Raw genomic sequence first — 18,119 nt, forward strand, 5'->3', positions numbered from 1 at the left:
ATTTGAGAGAGATACTTTGACACAGGTAGCAACATTTTTTGTGTTGGCAACGGGGCTGCTTTTTTCACAGTACTATATCCCAGATATTATTGCCATGCAGGAACAGGGTGTGGAAGCAACAAAATCAGTGGCATTCATCAACACACACAAAGGAAGTGAGATCAATTTTAAGATCTTTTCTTTGGCTTTGATAGTACTGATCGTGCAAAATATGCGAAGGGCATGTAAATAGTTAGTATGAGTGAAATTTTAGGACATCCTTTCAAACCCATTGTATTTAAAGATACTCAAATTCTGATATTGGGATCATTTCCCAGTATCCAGTCTTTTGAAAAAAACTTTTACTATGCCCATCCACGCAATCAATTTTGGAAGATTCTTGAAAGTGTTACCTCTTATCCTGTGAACAATCGTGATCAGAAAGTCTGGTTACTCAAAGAGTGTAAGTTCGGACTTTGGGACATGGTAAAAGTCTGTAGTAGAGAGAACTCTCTTGACAGTTCTTTGGAAAATGAAGAGGTCAATGATTTAGACACTTTTTTAGAAGAGCATCCCAGTATTACTAAATTGGCTTTTACAGGTAAAAAGGCAGAAGCACTTTTTAAAACACATTTCTCACATCTTAGTATAGAGACAGTCTACCTACCTTCACCTTCTGCTGCTTATGCAAAGATGACATTTGAACAGAAAGTAGCCGAATATAAAAAAAAGTTAGGATACAGCTAATGGCAGTTTGGGCTATAGGTGATATACAAGGGTGTTACAATTCTTTTAGATCATTACTAGAAAAGATAAATTTCGATCTAACACAAGATAAACTTTGGATCGCTGGTGATCTGGTAAACAGAGGTGAAGGTTCTTTGGAAACATTGGAATATCTTTACAACATTAAAGAAAATGTAGAAATTGTTTTAGGTAATCATGATATTACTCTCATAGCGGCTTATTATGGGGTTAAAAAGTCCAATCCAACACTCGACCCTATACTTGATTCACCAGAAGCTAAAAAGCTCATAGATTGGCTTAGAGGACAAAAATTCTTACATGTGGATTATCAATTGGGTTATTGTATGGCGCATGCAGGTATCTCTCCTGAATTTGATCTGGGTATGGCAATGATGTATGCAAAAGGTGTGGAAGAAAAACTGCAAAGTGATCAGGCTGGTATTTGGTTGGAACAGATGTTTAAGAAGGGAAGTAACCGTTTTAACCGAGAGGCTAGCCTTATCGATATTGATCGTTACATCGTGAGTGCTTTTACGCGTATGCGATTCTGTTATGGTGACCATAGACTTGATTTTGACCAAAAAGGTCCACCTACAGAGGAGCTGAGAGAAAAAGGTTTAAAACCTTGGTTTGAATGTCAGAATCGCAAAGATATTGATCTGCGTATCATTATGGGACATTGGTCCACTTTGGGATTATATGAAGATGAACATGTCTTAGCGTTAGATACGGGCTGTCTATGGGGTGGTAAACTTACTGCTGCACGTATAGACAGTGATGAAGTTAAGATCGTCTCTATAGAGTGTGAGAAAAAAGATGAAGGTAAAGTAGAAAAAAGTATTTCATCTGATACCCCACAAAATTAGATATATAGGGATTACATTATCTGAAGATGATTTACGGCTGCTTAGTGAAGATATTAGAGTCTTTTCAGAATAAGATTTCTTTAGGGGTCTTACCCCATTTTTAAGAGAAGGTTGAGTAATGGGTGGTTTTGCTGGCGGAGATGAAGGTGGATACTGGGATATTGATATTTCTCCTACCTCAATGGTTAAACACAATGGCAAAATATCAAAGAATAAGAATCGAGCAGTATCCTATATAGAGAGAAGTGATTCAGGATACAGTATCAAAGCCCATGCAAAAATCAAAGGGTTGTATGATACTATAAGCTTTGTACCTTGTGAATGTGAAACGTTTACTATTGAGGGATGTGATAACATTCCCTTAGAATTAAATAGCATGTATAAAGCCTATAAAGCACTTCTTGACTTTACTGACGACTTAGACATTGTAGACTTCTTTACTGCACATAAAATAGTAGTGACCAAAGGTATTCCCCTGCAGGCAGGTCTAGGAGGTGCTGCTTCTGATGCGGCAGCCTTTATACTTTTGGTTAAAGATGCATGTAACCTTATACTATCTGTGGAAGAACTAGCAAACATAGGCAGTACTGTAGGTGCTGATGTGCCTTTTTTTATTCATTCCTATCACTTAGATGACATCTTATCTTAAAGAAAATTTAACATTACTAGGGTAGAGTAACAAAAAGATATCATTTTGAACTTTTAAAAAGGATTACAGATCATGAACCCCTCTAACAAAGAGTTGCGATTACGTAAGAACTGTCAGCTATATGTGTATGTGCTGATATCACAAGGTAAAGAAGTTCCAGAAGAGATACAAGAGTGTGCAGACTCATATGATTATGATTTTCTTGTTGATTGTGTTACACAGTTGTCTGATGAGATTGAAGGTTTAGATAGTGATACTTTCGATAGGATAGTGAACAACAAAGAGTCAAATGAGGCACGTGAGCTTGCATACTGGTGGGAGATGCACCAAGTGGCTAACAAACTTGGTGATGAAATAGTTAAGACCTGTTTATAAGGTTTGACCAGATGTTGACTTACGTCTCCATACGGTATATGTTGAGTAGGATGGATTTCCCTCAACCATCATGTCGTATGCATGTTTATAGCTACAGTTATACTTTTCCTTATACGTATTAAGTACCTCTACTACCATCTCTCTATCTGCTTTTTTGTACGTGCCTCTCAAGGACTTAACTAAATTTATCGGTTCCATGTGCATGCTCATATCCATAAATATCCTTTTTTGTAGAAGTCTACATCAATATTAATTAATAATCCCCCTTTGATCATTCCGGTTTACCCTTCAGAAGCAACCTTTTCAAAGAAATCTAAAACTTCTTTTATCACTTGCGTTCCGTCATCTTCAGCCTTTGGACAAAAGTCTAGATGCACTTTGATACCATATTTTTTACAGGCATCTGCAAAGTATGCCGTTTCATCTTCCAGAGAATTTTCATCAGTACTTCCATCCTCACACAGGTAAAAAAAAGGAAAAGGATCGGTAGCATTTAAAAAATGAGTTAAATCATTTTCTTTAGAAACTATGTCTACGCAGTTTGTCTCTTGTAGTCTTATGTGAGGTGCATGTGCATAGACTGCATTTGCTTTGCATAAGATACCGTGTAAAATAGCCCCATAGCCACCCATAGCATTTCCATATAGATAGATATGATCTTCACATTCATACTCTTCGGCGATTTTCTGTATAAGCTCTTGTAAGAGATCTTTGATAAAAAAGTCTCCTTTTTCACCTAACCAGCAAGAGCTTTTTTTCTCATATCCGAAATGATCCAGGGGAGTGAGTACATTCCACATTTTATGTTCGAAGTTTCTTGCTTCATCTCTTCCTTCCCCATGTAAGATAACAACCAAAGGCACAAAATTTGAAGCTATTGCTGCAGGGGTAAAACGGTAAAACAGTTTTCGCTCATTTTCATCTTCAATATATAAAAGGTCTTTATGACGCATAGTTACTTTACTCCCATCATAGAAGCTTTATCATATTCCATTTTTTACCTTCTTTTGTTTTACATTAGGCCTCTGAACCCATTTGCAACTTAAATACCTAACAGTCGCATGAAGTTGGTTGCTATCATCTCACTGCGGGTTTTAAAGATATCGGCTGCTTCTTTACTATAAAGTCTATCTACTGTTTCAAAAAAGAGTTTTAACCATTGTTCAAACGTCTCTCTTTGTAGTCCTTCCATATGCATGTGTGGTTTCACAGGTTGACCACTATAGGCGGTATCACCTAAGGTAATGGATGCCCAAAAATCTGTCAGTTTATCTAAATGTTCTTGCCATTCATCCGAAATCATCTCGTCACCAAGCTTTTCAATAAAAAAGTCAGCAAGTAAATCATCTTTAAGTACCTTACTATAAAAACGATCGACCATGATTCGAATATTGTCTCTGCTAATTGTTTGATGTTGCATAGGTCTCTTTTTAGTGTCTGATGAGTAAGTATACTTTTTCTAGTTTAAAATATTGTAATAAAAATGATAGGCTACATTTAGGTGCTTGACTGATTTTAAAGCTCATTGATGTATTGTATTATTTTATAAGTTTTTTAGAGAGAGGAATGAGGATAGGTGACTAGTCACTTATCCCTGAACAATATGCCCAACGAATTTTGACATATTATCTAGGATCTTTCCACCTTTTCTAAAACCAAGTCCACAGGCTTCATAGGCATAAAATACACCTGCTTGGTAAGATAGACCTTGTACGTCAGTTGACAGCTCTGTATAGGCCTGGTAGAGCATTTTATGGCTATCGTAGTCCCCTTTTGTATGTGCTAACTGATTGGCTTCTTCATCTAAGATAGTGATACTTCCGCCTTCTCTACCAAATATGGGTTTTTGCACCTGTTTCTTTCCTTGTAATGGTTCAAATGAACTTTCAAGTAGAAGTGGGTGGTTGGGATAGAGATCCCATAGTATTTTGAGTAAACCTTTATTCTGAAAAAGTAGTGTATAGGCTGGGTTGAAGATGATGGCCTTTTGATTTTTGATGATATTGGTTAGAAGCATCGCCAGATCTGACTCTTCGAGTGCGATGTCTTCCCAAGGAATGAGTTTAAACCATAGTTCATAGTTCTTATCTTGGTAAAAAATTCCATCTTCTGCAGAGAACTCTATGTCGTCTATATAGGCAAACTCTGTTTCATAGCCTGCTTCTGTTGCAATATGTTGCAGTAACCTTACGGTATTTTCTTCCTCTGAGTTTCCTTTAACAGAGGTAAACAAAAAATTCCATCCATCATAACGTTCTTCGAAAGTAGAGACATCTTCTTCTAATGTCACAAGACGTTTAAAGTTGTTTACAAGTGATTCATAGAGTGCATTAAATTGACTCTCTTCTTCAAGATCACTTTTCTTGAGCATAGCCCACTGTATAATGGCAGTTTCAAAGAGTGCTGTTGGGGTATCTGCATTAAATTCTAAAAGTTTGATGGGTTTTCCATCCACTCCACCTGCCAGATCAAAACGTCCATAAAGATGCCAGTGTACATCGTTCTCCCAAGACTCTTTGATCACTTCTACAAGGTTAAAAGGTATACCTATTTCATGAAAAAGATTGTTCTCAACAACATGTTCAGCTGCTTCTACATACATGTCATAAAGTGTATTGGTTGCTTCATAATATGCTTCAGCTTCATCTTCAGAGATGACAACCAGCTCATCAGAGATATAACTGCTTTCATCACTGTCTGTATGCCAGACAAATCCGAGTGCTTCTAAATAATCTGTATCTAGTGGTATGGTTTTTTTCAAATTTAACATGATTTAGCCACCAAAGAAACCGCCGGAACGGCTTGAGGAACTTTTATTCCCAAAAAATCCGCTTCTTTTAGTACTACTTTTTTTAGGACTGTTAAAACTTTTTTGACTTTTTGCATAAGTAGAAGGAGATTTGTATCCTGCTTTTCTGTTGTTTTGGAAGTTCTGGTTACCAAAAAGTTTAGATCCTATCCATGAGCCTATCATCGCTCCTGCTATACTTGATAGAAGTACTTCTCCTAAACCCATACCGCCTTGTTGTGACATTTGCGGGTTTTGTTCTTTTGTAAGGTTAGAAGTACCATTGTCAATTTTTGCTGCTTCTTGGGCAACCATTGCATCCATTTCAGGTTTTGTCAATACGCGTTCTGTACCATCAAGTTGCTTAAGTATGATACGTGTTTCCTCTGCTGGAAATTCATCTTTGATCTGATATCTGCCAGGAGCAGTCTCTTCAATAATGACAAAAGCATTTTGTACTTTAGTCTCTTCTTGCTGTTGCTGATTATTATTGATGCAGCCTGTCATACCAGTAGCTAAAAGAGCGCCAAGACCGGTAGCTGTTGCAATGGTTGAAAATTTTTTTAAATGTTTCATAGTCTGTCCATAATTATTATTTGGAGAATCATAGCAAAATATGATTAATAGAAAGGAAGAAAAAATTGTAGGAAAAGCTAAAACAGAGAAGGAAGAGTTTCTCTGTTTTAAATAATAAAGGAGTTATTTAATCCATTTGCTTTCTTAGGAAAGTAGGCACATCCAAAATATCTTCATTCTCACCATTGTATCCACCTACAACCATCTTACTTCTTACTGTATTAATGTCACAAGTGTTAGCACTTAAAAGTGTTTTTTGTTTTGTTATTGTTGGTTCAATAACAACATTTTTATCCTCAAATCCAGTAGCAACGATAGTAATCTTCACTTCATCAATAGCCATGTTAGGATTTGTTGTTGTACCAAAGATCACAGATGCATCTTCATCTGCACTCTCTTCTACAATATTCATCGCTTCACCGATCTCCATAATAGGGTAATCTGGGTGAATATCGAAGTGAACAAGTACACCCATCGCACCATCGATAGAGATATTATCAAGCAGTGGAGACTCGATAGCAGCTTTTGCTGCATCATAGGCTGCATTTTTCCCTGCTGCATATCCTGCACCCATAAGAGCAAGACCTCTGTGACTCATAACTGTTTTAACATCGGCAAAGTCAAGGTTGATATCATTTTCCCCATGAGAAAGAATGACTTTAGAGATCCCGCCAACTGCTTGTGCAAGAATATCGTCCACCATTCTAAAGCTCTCTTTGATACCAAGATTCTTTTCAACGATAGAAAGAAGTTTTTCATTTGGTACAACGATGATAGAATCACTCTCTCTTTTAAGTTCCTCTAAACCTTCTTTTGCAAGTTTTGTTCTTTTTCTACCTTCAAATTTAAAAGGACTTGTTACAATTGAAACAGTCAGTGCTCCTACTTCTTTTGCTGCTTGAGCAATGATAGGTGCAGCACCCGTACCAGTACCACCGCCAAGGCCAGCAGAGATAAATACAATATCAGATCCTGCAAGCATCTGTTTTATATCTTCAAAGCTTTCAAGTGCAGCTTCTCTACCTTTATCTGGAAGCATACCTGCACCAAGACCTCTTGTCGCATTGATACCTAGTTGCATTTTATATGGTGCCAAAGAACTCTCCAGTGCTTGTGCATCCGTATTGGCAACAATCAGATCAATACTGTTTATTCCCTCACTTATCATGTGATTAATCATATTTCCACCACCGCCACCGACGCCGATAGCTTTGATCTTCGCTCCATTTGTCTGACATTTAGTTTCGACGATATCTATTTCAAACTCTTCCATTTTCTCCCCCTTTATTTGATGTGTTAAAAAAATACTTTTAAAAAAGCTGTCTTGCCCAACTGGCTAGTTTTTTAAATGGATTTTTATTTTCATGACCTAGATCCGGTAGATCGTCAAATGATATAACTGACTCTTCCTGATCTTCTTTTTTGTGTTCTTTTTCTTCTTTATGACCTCTAGTTGTCTGTACATCTTCTGCATCATTCGTTGTATGGCCTATGCGGATGTCATTTAGGTTGTCTTCGAACATTGCCTTTGAATGTAATAACTCTTGTTGAAAATCTATCTCATATTGTGTATGACCACCTGCTTTATAGAGTAGTAAACCCACTACCGTCGAGAATGCTGGATCTTTTAGTTCATCAAAAAGACCATTGATCTTATCTGGGTAACCGACTCTTACAGGCATACCAGTGAAGATAGCTTGTGCCAATTCTCTGATACCTTTAAGTTTGGTCATACCTCCAGTGAGAATGATACCTGCACCTATCTGCTCTTTTAATGCAGATTTCTCTAATGATTTAGCCAAGATCATAAGTGCCTCTTCTACACGTGAGAAAATAACAGAGTGGACGACTTCCAGAGAGACACCATTTCGACTCTCTTCATCACCTATGATTGGAAGTTCTATGATCTCATTTGAACTCTCTATAAGACTTCCGTGACGAACTTTGACATTTTCTGCTATTTGTAAAGGTGTATGCAGTGCCATTGAAAGGTCATTAGTGATGTGGTTTGAACCTACACCTAAGAAATCATTGTATCTGATAGAGTTGCCGGTATGGATGACAAGGTTACTTGTTTGACCGCCAAGGTCAATAACCGCAACACCAAGCTCTTTTTCATCTTCATCCATCGTAGCTATGGCAGAAGCATAACCACTTAAGACAATACCATCTATCTCTACACCAGCAGAACGTACCGCTTTTTTAAGATTTGAAAGATTTGATTTTTGTGTCATAATGATGTTGACATCTACTTCCATACGACTTGCATTCATACCGAATGGATCTTCTATGAAGTCCTGGTCATCTACTCTAAAGTTGTAGGGTAATACATGGATGATATCATACTCGGTAGGTACATTTGCATTATAGAGTGCCGTCTGCATCACACGATTGATCTCTTTAATGGAAATGTCTTTATGTGGTATGTTGACAATACCGGTTGACTGAAGACTCTTTGCATAGGCATTGGAGATGGAAACAGTTGCAGAAGTAATGTTACTTCCTGCAATACGTTTTGCATCATTAATGGCTTTTTTGATAGATTTTGAAGCAAGTTCTATGTTGGTAATAGCACCTTTTTTAACCCCTTGGGATTTAGAGATACCATGTCCCTGGATGGTGACTTCGGAGTCTTTTATTTCAGCGATGATAGCGCATATTTTAGTGGAACCGATATCAATAGCTAAAATTGTGTCGCTCAATTTGTCAGCCCTCCCATATAGACTTCTGTAGGATATTGTTTATCTAACATTTTAATCAAGTTCGATTCAAATGTACTTTGTTTTAGTTTATCAGCAGTTTGTTTTACAAAATCTGTCTGATTTACATCCATCGGAATCAGTTTTTGTTCCAAGATATTATAAACTATAACTTTATCGAATACGCTTATGATACCTTTTTCTTTAGATGATGTAAAGAGTTTTTGTAAAAATTGTAAACTTTCTTGATTATTTAGTGGATTTAGGTTGACATTTTCCTCTAGTTTTACAAAATCAGAGATGATCGTATCGTTCTGATCAAGGTTTTTAAGTGTTGACTCTGCTAATGTCAAAAGGGCTTCTTTTTTAGCCTGCTTTTCATATAGTACAGTGACTTGTTCTTTAGCCTCTTCATACGTTTTTATCTTTGGTAACACAACATTTTCGATTTTTACAGTGGCATAGGTATCTGCAACTACTTTAGGCTTGAGTATATCCCCTACAGATTTTTCTTTCAGTGCATTCCATACCTCTTCAGTAAGCTTAGCATCACCCATTGGTAGCGTGATCTTTTCACTGTTGTCAAGATCCCCTTTTTTAAATGCAATATATGCTTTTTGTGCTGCTTTTTTTGTTTTCTTTATCTTTAGATCTTTTGTTGCCAATACTTTAGCTTCTTCAAAAGGAAGCTGTTTCCCTGTTTCATCTGTATAATTGAAACTATTCGTATCATAGTGTGCTTTGATTTCATCTTCAGAAACAGCAGTCTCATTGGTCTGTGTCCAAATGATAGAGAGTTCGTACATTTGTGGTGTCAAAAAGTTCTCTTTTTGCATCTCCCAGTAGGCTTTTACTTTTGCTTCGTCTATAACGAAATTCAAGTCATCATTTGTCAATACTTTATATGCCAATTTGTCACTGACATTCATAGCCGCAGAAATGGCTTCTTCTTCAAGTGGTAAAGTGCCAACTGCAAGTAGTGAAAATGTTTTTTCCAGGATAAGCTCTTCTCTCAGTGTCTCCTCAAAGGCATTAGCTCGAAGTCTTTGACTTTTAAGGTAACCGTCATAGATCTCTTTAACGAAAACACCATCTTGTTGGAATGCTCGAAGTGTTTGTAACCTCTGTGCTACTTCCGCATCTGAAACGATAATACCAAGATCTTTTGCGAAGTTCAGGATTTTAGCCTGTGTCGCCAATCTGGCAAATGCCTGCTTAACAAGTCCCATCTCTTGGGCTTGCTTATCATCAAGTGTACCTTGCATTGCTTGATTGTATTGGTTGTATATATTGCTGTAAACCATATTGAGTTTTGTTTGTTTGATCTCAATATCACCTACTTTTGCAACATTTCCGGCTTTGGAACCAAAACTGTAACTTCCCCAACCTACAAAACCTGCACCAATAAATGCGATGGTTGCTACCCAGATTGTCCATACTAAATATTTATTGTGTTTTTGCATCCAACTAATCATACTTCATCTACCTTCAATCGAAAAATTTGTACAATATTCTATCTAAAATAAGCTTATCGCTAATGAATCGGAGTATGAAAAGAGAATGTCTAATCAAAATATGAAAATGATGCAGCGAGACTTGGAAGTAATATGGCATCCATGTACACAAATGAAGGATCATGAAACCTTACCGCTTGTGCCTGTCAAGTCGGGTAAAGGCGTCTATCTTTATGATTTTGACGGGAATGGGTACATCGATGCAGTAAGCTCCTGGTGGGTGAATCTTTTTGGCCATGCAAATGAAACTATAAACAATAAAGTCAAAGCCCAAATTGATACTCTTGAACATGTACTTTTAGCAGGGTTCACACATGAACCTGCTATAGAACTTGCCCATAAACTTGTCAATATTACGCCTAAAGATATGGCAAAAGTTTTTTATGTTGACAACGGTTCTTCTGCGGTCGAAGCAGCCTTAAAAATGAGTTATCATTATCATCTCAACAGAGGAAAGCGTAAAGCGGTTTTTCTCTCATTGACAAATTCTTATCATGGAGAGACGATAGGTGCATTGAGTGTCGGAGATGTCGAACTCTATAAAGAAACCTATGAACCGCTGCTCATCGCAAATATGCAAGTACCTGTACCAAAAGACCAAAGCATAGATTCAGCCAATGAAGCATTGGCCGCTTTAGAAGAAACTTTAAAAGAGAGATCTGAAGAGATAGCTGCCTTCATCATTGAACCTCTCATACAGGGAGCAGGGGGGATGCATATGTATAACCCTGCTTATCTTACAGGTGCAAGAGTCTTGACCCAAAAGTATAATGTGCATCTCATCGCAGATGAGATCATGACAGGGTTTGGACGTACAGGTAAGATGTTTGCCTGTGATCATGCAGAGATATCTCCTGACTTTATGACACTTTCTAAAGGCTTAACAGGTGGATATCTTCCACTTTCTGTGGTAATGACAACCAATGATGTTTACCAGGCTTTTTATTGCGATTATAATGAGCATAAAGCCTTTTTACATTCTCATAGTTATACTGGGAACCCTTTGGCATGTGCTGCGGCATTGGCAACTTTGGAGATATTTGAACAAAATGATATTTTAGGTGAGAATGAAAAGAAAAGTAGATACATTAAAGAGAAGCTGAAAAAGTTTTCTATTTTATCCAATGTTAAAGAGATACGGCAACAGGGTATGGTCACTGCTATAGAGTTAGAGGGTTACCAGGCAACGGAGCGTATAGGATTAAAGGTTTATGAGTATGCTTTAACGCAAGGAGTGTTACTCAGACCATTGGGACATGTGATCTATTTCATGCCTCCGTATGTTATCTCTTATGAAGAGATAGACAAGATGATAGAAGTTGCGTATGAAGGGATAAAAAAGGTAGCTAAATAGGTTTACCTTTTAAAGAAACCATGTTTTTCTTTTTTTAAACGGTTGTAGTGTTTTTCAGCTCTTTTAATGCCAAATTCCATCGCTTCTTTGTAAAATTGTTCAGCCTTTTTTTTGTCTTTATTTGTACCTATGCCATGTTCATAGAACTGTGCCAGATCACAGAGTGCTTCAGGGTAATCCTCCAGGGCTAAACTGTGCATCTGTGTAAATGCTTCAGATATGTCTTTTGTGATTAAAACACCCTTAAAGAGTTCTCTTGCTAACATGAATTGTGCAAATTTTGATTCTGTTGCAGCACAGAGAAGCATGAGTTGCGCTGCTTCAGTCTTTTTACTTTTTTCTGTCAATTTTTTGATATATGTGAGTGTTTTTTCTATCTCCTCTTCATCATACCCTTCCTGAGAGATTTTTCTTAAAAGATTCTCAACTGAATCAAACTTTTCATAAGTTTTTTCTATTGTTGGGTACTGCTTTTTCATATTGATAAGTTTTTGTGCAATATAAGGGATGGCTTTATACTGTGAAGGTACAGTTTCTTCTTTAAATTTTGTCACAGGTTTTAGTTCTTTGAGGAGTTTCTCTTTAGAAGGAAACTCTTTTTCTATAATGTTTTCAGTCTCTTCTGTAATCGTTTCTTCTTTGTACGTTGTCTCACTAGTTGGCTTTTCTTTTGTTGTCTCTTCTGTATCAAAAAAAGTATCTCGTGGTACATTATTTGTATCGAGATTTTGCTGAGCTTTTTCTTTTGAAGATTCAAAGAAAGTATCTTTTGATGTATCTGCAACATCCAAATCAATGTTGTCAGGAAGTACATTATTAATGTCAATATTGAGCAGAGAATCAAAATCAGCATGGTCCACTTGTTTTGTTTTGATTTTTCTTTTGACTGGAAGTTCATCAAGAAGAAAATCATTAATATCAATTTCTTGAGGTTTTTCGTATGTGTTTGATGTGATAAAAAGATCGAATTCATCTATGATAGCTTGATCTTCTGCTGCTATAGCAGCTTGTACTTTCTGTGAAGTTCTTTGAAGAATATTCTCTGTAGGTGCATCTATATACTGGTTAATAAGTCCTTGTGCCTGTGCATAGTTTTCTGCCTGAATTGCGGTAACAATCTCTTGTATTTTCTCATCTGTTTTAAGCAGTGCTAACTTTAAAACCTGAAGCTGTATGGTCTCCACATCAGTAATGGAAATGGCATGGTTAATGATACTTAATCTTTTCTTCGTCTGATTCATATCAGGTATCCTGTGTTAGATTATATTTGGAGGAGTATAACAAAAGTATGCTTTACAGAAGTGTTGACACATGACTAACAGTTATTTTTGATTATAATATAAACATATATGCTTTAAAGATTTGCAGATAATGCCAATAACCTACATGAATTTTCTAAAATAGAGATCTTTTTTGCCATCTCTGTAATATCTCTATCATAAGAGATGAGACCAAAACCTTTGATGAGAAGTAGATGTGTATCGTGTTTTTGAAAGAATTGCGGTATCTCATAGGGTGCACGTTCGAGCCAGTCATCTATATTTTTAGGATCATATACGATCACTTCACCTAAAACCTTTTTCCCAAAATAATCTTGAGGAGAGACCTTACCGTGTTTGAGTGAGTATGCTGTTGCATATGGAGGCATGGTATAGCAGACATATTTTGCATTGGGAATGGTTTCGTAAATATGTTCATGTATATGTACATCTGAGTTTGCCATACTCCAGCGATAGTCTCTTTTATGACAGTCAAGTCTGACAAGTGAATCTTCTGTGACTTCATCTAAAATTGTATCTTTAGAGTTAATGATAAATCCACTACTGCTTACTCTTGCAGAGATGGAGCCATGATAGACACTAAAGAAGTTTTTGTTAAACAAAGAGAGTGAAACATGTTTAATGTCTTCAATAAGATGTTCATCTACCATTTGGGTAACCTTTAGTTAGGAATATTTTGGTATTATATCATTAAAATAATTCATATATTATGCGATGAAGGAAACATGTGCAAACACCTCATATACCTGTACTTTTAGATGAAGTACTGGAAAGTTTTAAAGATGTTGGTGAAGGTTACTTCGTTGATTGTACACTTGGTTATGCAGGGCATAGTTCTGAAATCTTAGCAAGATATGAAAATTTGAAACATATAGGGATAGATAGAGACGATGAGGCTTTGACTTTTTCTAAAAAACGTTTAGAATCTTATGCAGGGCGCAGTACACTTTACAAGGGTACATTTGCAACGGTATTCCCTACATTGCAAGAAAGTCCGATCGTGGCAGTGTTGGCAGATTTTGGGGTCTCTTCCTTACAATTAGATAAACAAGAGAGAGGTTTTTCTTTCACTTCTGAAACTCTCGATATGCGTATGGATGCATCATCAGAACTCTCTGCTTATGAAGTAGTGAATCATTACCCCAAAGAAAAATTAGAATATATATTTGATACATATGGTGAAGTGCGTTCATTTAAAAGATTGGCATCTGCCATAGTGGAAGCCAGAGCACAAGCACCCATCAACTCAGCTAGAGAGTTAAGTGAGATCGCTAAAACAATTATACCTGCAGGAGGAAAGATACATCCTGCAACACTGATGTTTCAAGCCATCCGTATAGAAGTAAACAATGAACTGAGTGAAATAGAAGGTTTGCTCGATGCCTTAGAACAAAAACATGTGAAGGGTGAAGTTGTCTCTTTAATCTCTTTCCATTCATTAGAAGACCGTTTGGTAAAGAACCGTTTTAAAAAATGGGCACAAGCATGTATCTGTGATCCTCATGCTATGCGCTGTACTTGTGGAAAAAATCATGCATTGGGTAAATCATTCTCTTCTAAACCTGTAACAGCTACAAAAAAAGAGCTCAAAATAAATCCTCGAAGCAGATCTGCAAAACTGAGAAGCTTCAGGTTTAAAAAAGACAGCGATCATGGTAAGTAAAAAGAAAAAGTCTAAACCAAATGGTATTACTTTTGGTATGGCAATGGTCATATTGATGTCTATAACCATTGTTTTGATTTTAACAACAATTAAAATATATTTAAGCAATCAAATCTATTATGAAAGTAAAGTTGTAAACAAAATGAAAAGAGAAGTTTCTGCACTTAAAGCAGAAAAGATCATGCTTGAACAGAGTGTAGAATCATTAAAATTTAAGAATAGAGTGACTGATACCATTTTTGCCATACAGGAAAACTAATGATACGTAGTTTTATTAGTTTTGCAGTAGATAAACCGATTATCAACCATATTTTGATGGTCTTTATGCTGCTACTCTCTGTTTTTGCCTATCAGAACATTGCCAAAGAGATATTCCCTCCTTCCACACTTGATCAGATATCTGTACAAGGCGGATATGTAGGTACAAGTGCAGATGTACTCGACAAGATGGTCGTTTCAAATATAGAAGATGAACTGAAAGGTCTTGCAGAGATAGATACACTTTATACCAGTATACAAAATGGAAGTTTTAGTATCAATGCAGATATTAAACCAGGCAGTGATACACAGTTGGTACTCTCTGATGTGAAAGATATCATTTCGAAAACAAGACGTGACCTTCCAGCTGATATGGATGAACCTATTGCCCGTATAGTGGTACATGAATATCCTCTTTTATTGGTAGCGGTCTCTGGGGATGTAGAGAAGAAAGCACTTATTGATGCAGCAGATGTGCTTAAGAGTAAATTGGCACTCATTCACGATCTTAGCAGTATAGAGATACGTGGAGATACAGATGAAGAAGTGCTCATACAGTTAGACCAAAAAAAATTGGATGCGTATGATCTGGATAAATCTTCTGTCTATAAAGCTATTTCAAGTATCTCAAGTATTTTCCCTGCAGGTACACTTGATGGTCAAGGTGACCATCTCTATATCTCTACTATCAATGGTGAAAAGAATGCAAAAGCATTAGGGCAGACTTTATTAAATGTAGGAGGCAAAAGTTTTCGTTTAGAGGATGTGGCTGAAGTCTATTATGGATTGGGCGATCCTACACAGATATCACATTATAACGGCAAGCAGAATATCTCTTTAAATATCAATAAAAGCAAAGAGGGGAATGCCATTTCTTTAAGTAAAGAAATACGCAAAATACTTATAGATTTTAATGAAAAATATGAGAATATACAATTTGAAGCGTATACAGATACGTCTATATGGATCAAAAATCGTTTGAATCTGGTTTCCTCCAACATTTTGTTTGGGCTCATTTTGGTCTTTTTGGCACTCTTTTTATCTGTCAATATGCGGATTGCATGGGTGGTTGGCATAGGTATACCGGCCAGTTTTTTCATTACGCTTATAGTGATGGATATGATAGGCTACAGTTTAAATATGCTGACGCTTCTTGGAGCACTCATTGCTCTTGGTATGTTGGTTGATGAAGCCATTGTTGTTGCAGAGAACATTTATAGACATATGGAGATGGGTAAGAGTCCACGAGAAGCTGCGATACAAGGTTCTGTAGAGATGTTCCCTGCGGTACTTACTGCCACACTGACCACGGTATTTGCATTTTTGCCACTATTGATCATGAGCGGGAAAATGGGAATGTTCATGCAGGTTCTGCCTGTTATGATATCGGTACTGCTTCTCTCCTCATTGTTTGAAGCATTCTACTTTTTGCCTTTGCATGCAAAAGAGTTTTATACCATGGGCACGTTTAAAAAAGAAAAACATGATGATGGTTTTTGGGAAGGATGGATAGCAAGGTATCAAAAATTTCTAGGGAAACTTTTACATCATAAGAAACGTTCTCTTGCAATCATATTGACGTTTATTATTTTGGGAACTCTGGGAATGGTAAAGATCACCAAGTTTCAACTTTTCCCTGAGTTTGATGCACAGCAGGTCTACTTGAACGGGAAGGTAAACATTAACAACGACCTACAAGATACTGAAGTTTATGTAACAGAGATAGAAGAGGCACTGCTAGAGATATTAGATAAAAAAGAGATGGATTCAGTCACTTCGGTGATAGGATTTAAATTTAACAAAGACCAGAGTTTTGAGATAGGGGAAAATCTGTTCCAAATCTTTATAAACTTACATGAAAAAGCACCTGAAAACTTTTTTGACAAATATATTAACCCGGTATTTTCTCTAGAGTATGATGACAGCGATATGATACGACAAAGAATTTCTCAGGATATTTCAAAAGAGATACAAGAACGCATTGTTAAAAAGTTTAAAGCACTAGAAGTGCATGGGGAAAAACTTTTTGAAGAGTTCAATGTCTATGTACAGCAAGCAGGTATCGTAAGTAATGACATTGAAATTGGCTTTGAACACCCCGATAGAGACATAATGTTGGATGCTATGAAAAAAGTGGAAGAGAAACTTGACAGTATCAATGGAGTAGAGGATATAGCAGACAATGCGAATGAAGGAGAACGTGAACTTAAGCTACGTGTCAATGAATACGGGCAACAATTAGGTTTTAGTGAAGGGTATGTGACTTCGGTATTGAAGGGTGCTTTCCTCAAAGCTGAGTATGCAAAGATGTTCAATGAAGAAGGATTGGTAAGGGTCAAAATAGAAGATGTATATAAAGATGATTCATCTGCCATAGGTAACTTTCAGCTGACTACACCCAATGGATTGAAAGTGGTACGGCTTTCTGATATATGCGATTTCACCTATCAAAAAAGCTTTGTCAAAATATTTAAAGAGGATGGTGAAAAAGTACGTTCACTTTTTGCAAGAGTGGAGAAGAAGATCATTACACCGGTTGAGGTAATGCAACAGTTAAAACCACTTTTGGATGAAATACAAAATGAAGGTGTAAAACTTATTATTAAAGGTGAAGAAAAAGAGAATGCAAAGTTGAAAAAAGAGCTTGGACAGGCATTAATGATCGCCGTATTTCTGATCTTTATCACTCTGGTCTGGATGTTCAACTCTTTAGTCTTGCCATTGATTATACTTACAACAATACCTCTTTCTCTTTTTGGTGCTTTGGTCGGAACTAAATTAATGGGTGTTAATATGACGATGCCGGGTATGATGGGGATTATAGGTCTTGCCGGTGTTGTAGTAAATGATGGTCTCATTATGTTGGATTTTATTAAGAACAGTAAAAATTATGAAGGGGTCCAACACAAAGCAGGGATGAGACTCCGTCCGATCTTACTTACTTCTGTGACCACAGTCTTGGGATTGTCATCTTTGATCTTTTTTGCTTCGGGACAGGCATTGATACTTCAACCAATGGCGATAAGTCTTGGTTTTGGTATCGCTTGGGCGACTGTGTTGAATCTCTACTACGTTCCTTTGATGTATGCAGTGATATATAGAGTAAAGAGATGAACTTAAAAAGATTAACATTATTTAGCTATAATTATTGACTTTTACAAAAATAAATAATTTGGATAAAACATGAGTAGTATATATGGACATATAGATGATAAAACATCGTTACTCAGTGTGAATAAGGACTGACAGATGTTAAGTGCTGTTGAGAGAAAAATAGAACAATTCATAGCTGATCTGAATGATAAAGAGGTAAGTGGACTTTATGCTCAATTGCCTAATGGTAAAAGATTGCGTGCAAAACTCATTTTGAA

Annotated in this window: 18 protein-coding genes and 1 pseudogene; 9 read left to right on the forward strand and 10 right to left on the reverse strand. The window is 36.7% G+C overall.

Annotated features, from left to right (window positions below; translation table 11 throughout):
- The 5 genes and pseudogenes from ABZC96_RS02410 to ABZC96_RS02430 all read left to right on the forward strand — a co-directional run.
- Positions 1-232, forward strand: a pseudogene (locus ABZC96_RS02410) (DUF4149 domain-containing protein); the annotation flags it as partial.
- A 5-nt stretch (positions 233-237) separates the two neighbouring features.
- Positions 238-726, forward strand: coding sequence for a DNA-deoxyinosine glycosylase (locus tag ABZC96_RS02415; protein WP_373028825.1), 489 nt, complete (start codon positions 238-240; stop codon positions 724-726).
- Complete coding sequence (locus ABZC96_RS02420) at positions 726-1,592, forward strand: symmetrical bis(5'-nucleosyl)-tetraphosphatase (protein ID WP_373028827.1); 867 nt, start codon at positions 726-728, stop codon at positions 1,590-1,592. Before ABZC96_RS02415 ends, ABZC96_RS02420 begins: the two co-directional genes overlap by 1 nt.
- Before the next feature lie 118 nt (positions 1,593-1,710).
- Positions 1,711-2,241: a hypothetical protein gene (locus tag ABZC96_RS02425; RefSeq protein ID WP_373028828.1), complete on the forward strand. Its 531-nt coding sequence runs from the start codon at positions 1,711-1,713 to the stop codon at positions 2,239-2,241.
- 72 nt (positions 2,242-2,313) lie between these two features.
- Entirely contained in the window at positions 2,314-2,616 is a 303-nt protein-coding gene (locus ABZC96_RS02430) for a hypothetical protein (RefSeq protein ID WP_373028830.1), read from the forward strand.
- Here ABZC96_RS02430 and ABZC96_RS02435 read toward each other — a convergent pair.
- The 8 genes from ABZC96_RS02435 to ABZC96_RS02470 all read right to left on the reverse strand — a co-directional run bounded on the left by ABZC96_RS02435 (position 2,611) and on the right by ABZC96_RS02470 (position 10,142).
- Positions 2,611-2,832, reverse strand: coding sequence for a hypothetical protein (locus ABZC96_RS02435; RefSeq protein ID WP_373028831.1), 222 nt, complete (start codon positions 2,830-2,832; stop codon positions 2,611-2,613). The two genes, ABZC96_RS02430 and ABZC96_RS02435, sit on opposite strands and share 6 nt — an antisense overlap.
- Positions 2,833-2,897: 65 nt before the next feature.
- Positions 2,898-3,569, reverse strand: coding sequence for a hypothetical protein (locus ABZC96_RS02440; protein ID WP_373028833.1), 672 nt, complete (start codon positions 3,567-3,569; stop codon positions 2,898-2,900).
- A gap of 89 nt (positions 3,570-3,658) precedes the next feature.
- A complete protein-coding gene (locus tag ABZC96_RS02445; RefSeq protein WP_373028835.1) occupies positions 3,659-4,036 on the reverse strand; it encodes a group III truncated hemoglobin in 378 nt (125 codons plus the stop codon).
- 168 nt (positions 4,037-4,204) lie between these two features.
- Complete coding sequence (locus tag ABZC96_RS02450; protein WP_373028837.1) at positions 4,205-5,386, reverse strand: glutathionylspermidine synthase family protein; 1,182 nt, start codon at positions 5,384-5,386, stop codon at positions 4,205-4,207.
- 3 nt (positions 5,387-5,389) lie between these two features.
- Positions 5,390-5,980, reverse strand: coding sequence for a UPF0323 family lipoprotein (locus ABZC96_RS02455; RefSeq protein ID WP_373028838.1), 591 nt, complete (start codon positions 5,978-5,980; stop codon positions 5,390-5,392).
- A 127-nt stretch (positions 5,981-6,107) separates the two neighbouring features.
- Entirely contained in the window at positions 6,108-7,253 is a 1,146-nt protein-coding gene (gene ftsZ / locus ABZC96_RS02460; RefSeq protein ID WP_373028839.1) for a cell division protein FtsZ, read from the reverse strand.
- 37 nt (positions 7,254-7,290) lie between these two features.
- Positions 7,291-8,682: a cell division protein FtsA gene (gene ftsA / locus ABZC96_RS02465; protein WP_373028840.1), complete on the reverse strand. Its 1,392-nt coding sequence runs from the start codon at positions 8,680-8,682 to the stop codon at positions 7,291-7,293.
- On the reverse strand, positions 8,679-10,142 hold the full coding sequence (locus tag ABZC96_RS02470; RefSeq protein ID WP_373028841.1) for a peptidylprolyl isomerase: 1,464 nt from the start codon (positions 10,140-10,142) through the stop codon (positions 8,679-8,681). Before ABZC96_RS02470 ends, ftsA begins: the two co-directional genes overlap by 4 nt.
- Positions 10,143-10,239: 97 nt before the next feature.
- Between ABZC96_RS02470 and ABZC96_RS02475 the strand changes: the two genes are divergently transcribed.
- Positions 10,240-11,547, forward strand: coding sequence for an adenosylmethionine--8-amino-7-oxononanoate transaminase (locus ABZC96_RS02475; RefSeq protein WP_373028842.1), 1,308 nt, complete (start codon positions 10,240-10,242; stop codon positions 11,545-11,547).
- Between the two features lie 2 nt (positions 11,548-11,549).
- Here the strand turns inward: ABZC96_RS02475 and ABZC96_RS02480 are convergent, their stop codons facing one another.
- Positions 11,550-12,788: a tetratricopeptide repeat protein gene (locus ABZC96_RS02480; RefSeq protein ID WP_373028843.1), complete on the reverse strand. Its 1,239-nt coding sequence runs from the start codon at positions 12,786-12,788 to the stop codon at positions 11,550-11,552.
- Positions 12,789-12,901: 113 nt separating this feature from the next.
- A complete protein-coding gene (locus tag ABZC96_RS02485; protein WP_373028845.1) occupies positions 12,902-13,477 on the reverse strand; it encodes a class II aldolase and adducin N-terminal domain-containing protein in 576 nt (191 codons plus the stop codon).
- A 77-nt stretch (positions 13,478-13,554) separates the two neighbouring features.
- Between ABZC96_RS02485 and rsmH the strand changes: the two genes are divergently transcribed.
- Genes rsmH through ABZC96_RS02500 form a run of 3 tightly spaced genes read left to right on the forward strand, consistent with a single transcriptional unit; the run spans position 13,555 to position 17,862 of the window.
- Entirely contained in the window at positions 13,555-14,490 is a 936-nt protein-coding gene (gene rsmH, locus ABZC96_RS02490) for a 16S rRNA (cytosine(1402)-N(4))-methyltransferase RsmH (RefSeq protein WP_373028847.1), read from the forward strand.
- Entirely contained in the window at positions 14,480-14,749 is a 270-nt protein-coding gene (locus tag ABZC96_RS02495; RefSeq protein WP_373028848.1) for a hypothetical protein, read from the forward strand. The genes rsmH and ABZC96_RS02495 overlap by 11 nt, the downstream gene beginning before the upstream one ends.
- Positions 14,749-17,862 carry an efflux RND transporter permease subunit gene (locus ABZC96_RS02500; protein WP_373028849.1) on the forward strand — a complete coding sequence of 1,038 codons (3,114 nt, stop codon included), beginning with the start codon at positions 14,749-14,751 and terminating at the stop codon, positions 17,860-17,862. The genes ABZC96_RS02495 and ABZC96_RS02500 overlap by 1 nt, the downstream gene beginning before the upstream one ends.
- Positions 17,863-18,119: the final 257 nt, after the last annotated feature.

The sequence above is a fragment of the Sulfurovum sp. genome (genome assembly GCF_041551015.1).
Taxonomy (GTDB): domain Bacteria; phylum Campylobacterota; class Campylobacteria; order Campylobacterales; family Sulfurovaceae; genus Sulfurovum.

Excerpts from the sequence above, each read along its gene's own strand:
- ABZC96_RS02415 (WP_373028825.1), top strand. The coding sequence starts at position 238 with ATGAGTGAAATTTTAGGACATCCTTTCAAACCCATTGTATTTAAAGAT.
- ABZC96_RS02420 (WP_373028827.1), top strand. The coding sequence starts at position 726 with ATGGCAGTTTGGGCTATAGGTGATATACAAGGGTGTTACAATTCTTTT.
- ABZC96_RS02425 (WP_373028828.1), top strand. The coding sequence starts at position 1,711 with ATGGGTGGTTTTGCTGGCGGAGATGAAGGTGGATACTGGGATATTGAT.
- ABZC96_RS02430 (WP_373028830.1), top strand. The coding sequence starts at position 2,314 with ATGAACCCCTCTAACAAAGAGTTGCGATTACGTAAGAACTGTCAGCTA.
- ABZC96_RS02435 (WP_373028831.1), bottom strand. The coding sequence starts at position 2,832 with ATGGATATGAGCATGCACATGGAACCGATAAATTTAGTTAAGTCCTTG.
- ABZC96_RS02440 (WP_373028833.1), bottom strand. The coding sequence starts at position 3,569 with ATGCGTCATAAAGACCTTTTATATATTGAAGATGAAAATGAGCGAAAA.
- ABZC96_RS02445 (WP_373028835.1), bottom strand. The coding sequence starts at position 4,036 with ATGCAACATCAAACAATTAGCAGAGACAATATTCGAATCATGGTCGAT.
- ABZC96_RS02450 (WP_373028837.1), bottom strand. The coding sequence starts at position 5,386 with ATGTTAAATTTGAAAAAAACCATACCACTAGATACAGATTATTTAGAA.
- ABZC96_RS02455 (WP_373028838.1), bottom strand. The coding sequence starts at position 5,980 with ATGAAACATTTAAAAAAATTTTCAACCATTGCAACAGCTACCGGTCTT.
- ftsZ (WP_373028839.1), bottom strand. The coding sequence starts at position 7,253 with ATGGAAGAGTTTGAAATAGATATCGTCGAAACTAAATGTCAGACAAAT.
- ABZC96_RS02470 (WP_373028841.1), bottom strand. The coding sequence starts at position 10,142 with ATGCAAAAACACAATAAATATTTAGTATGGACAATCTGGGTAGCAACC.
- ABZC96_RS02475 (WP_373028842.1), top strand. The coding sequence starts at position 10,240 with ATGTCTAATCAAAATATGAAAATGATGCAGCGAGACTTGGAAGTAATA.
- ABZC96_RS02480 (WP_373028843.1), bottom strand. The coding sequence starts at position 12,788 with ATGAATCAGACGAAGAAAAGATTAAGTATCATTAACCATGCCATTTCC.
- ABZC96_RS02485 (WP_373028845.1), bottom strand. The coding sequence starts at position 13,477 with ATGGTAGATGAACATCTTATTGAAGACATTAAACATGTTTCACTCTCT.
- ABZC96_RS02495 (WP_373028848.1), top strand. The coding sequence starts at position 14,480 with ATGGTAAGTAAAAAGAAAAAGTCTAAACCAAATGGTATTACTTTTGGT.
- ABZC96_RS02500 (WP_373028849.1), top strand. The coding sequence starts at position 14,749 with ATGATACGTAGTTTTATTAGTTTTGCAGTAGATAAACCGATTATCAAC.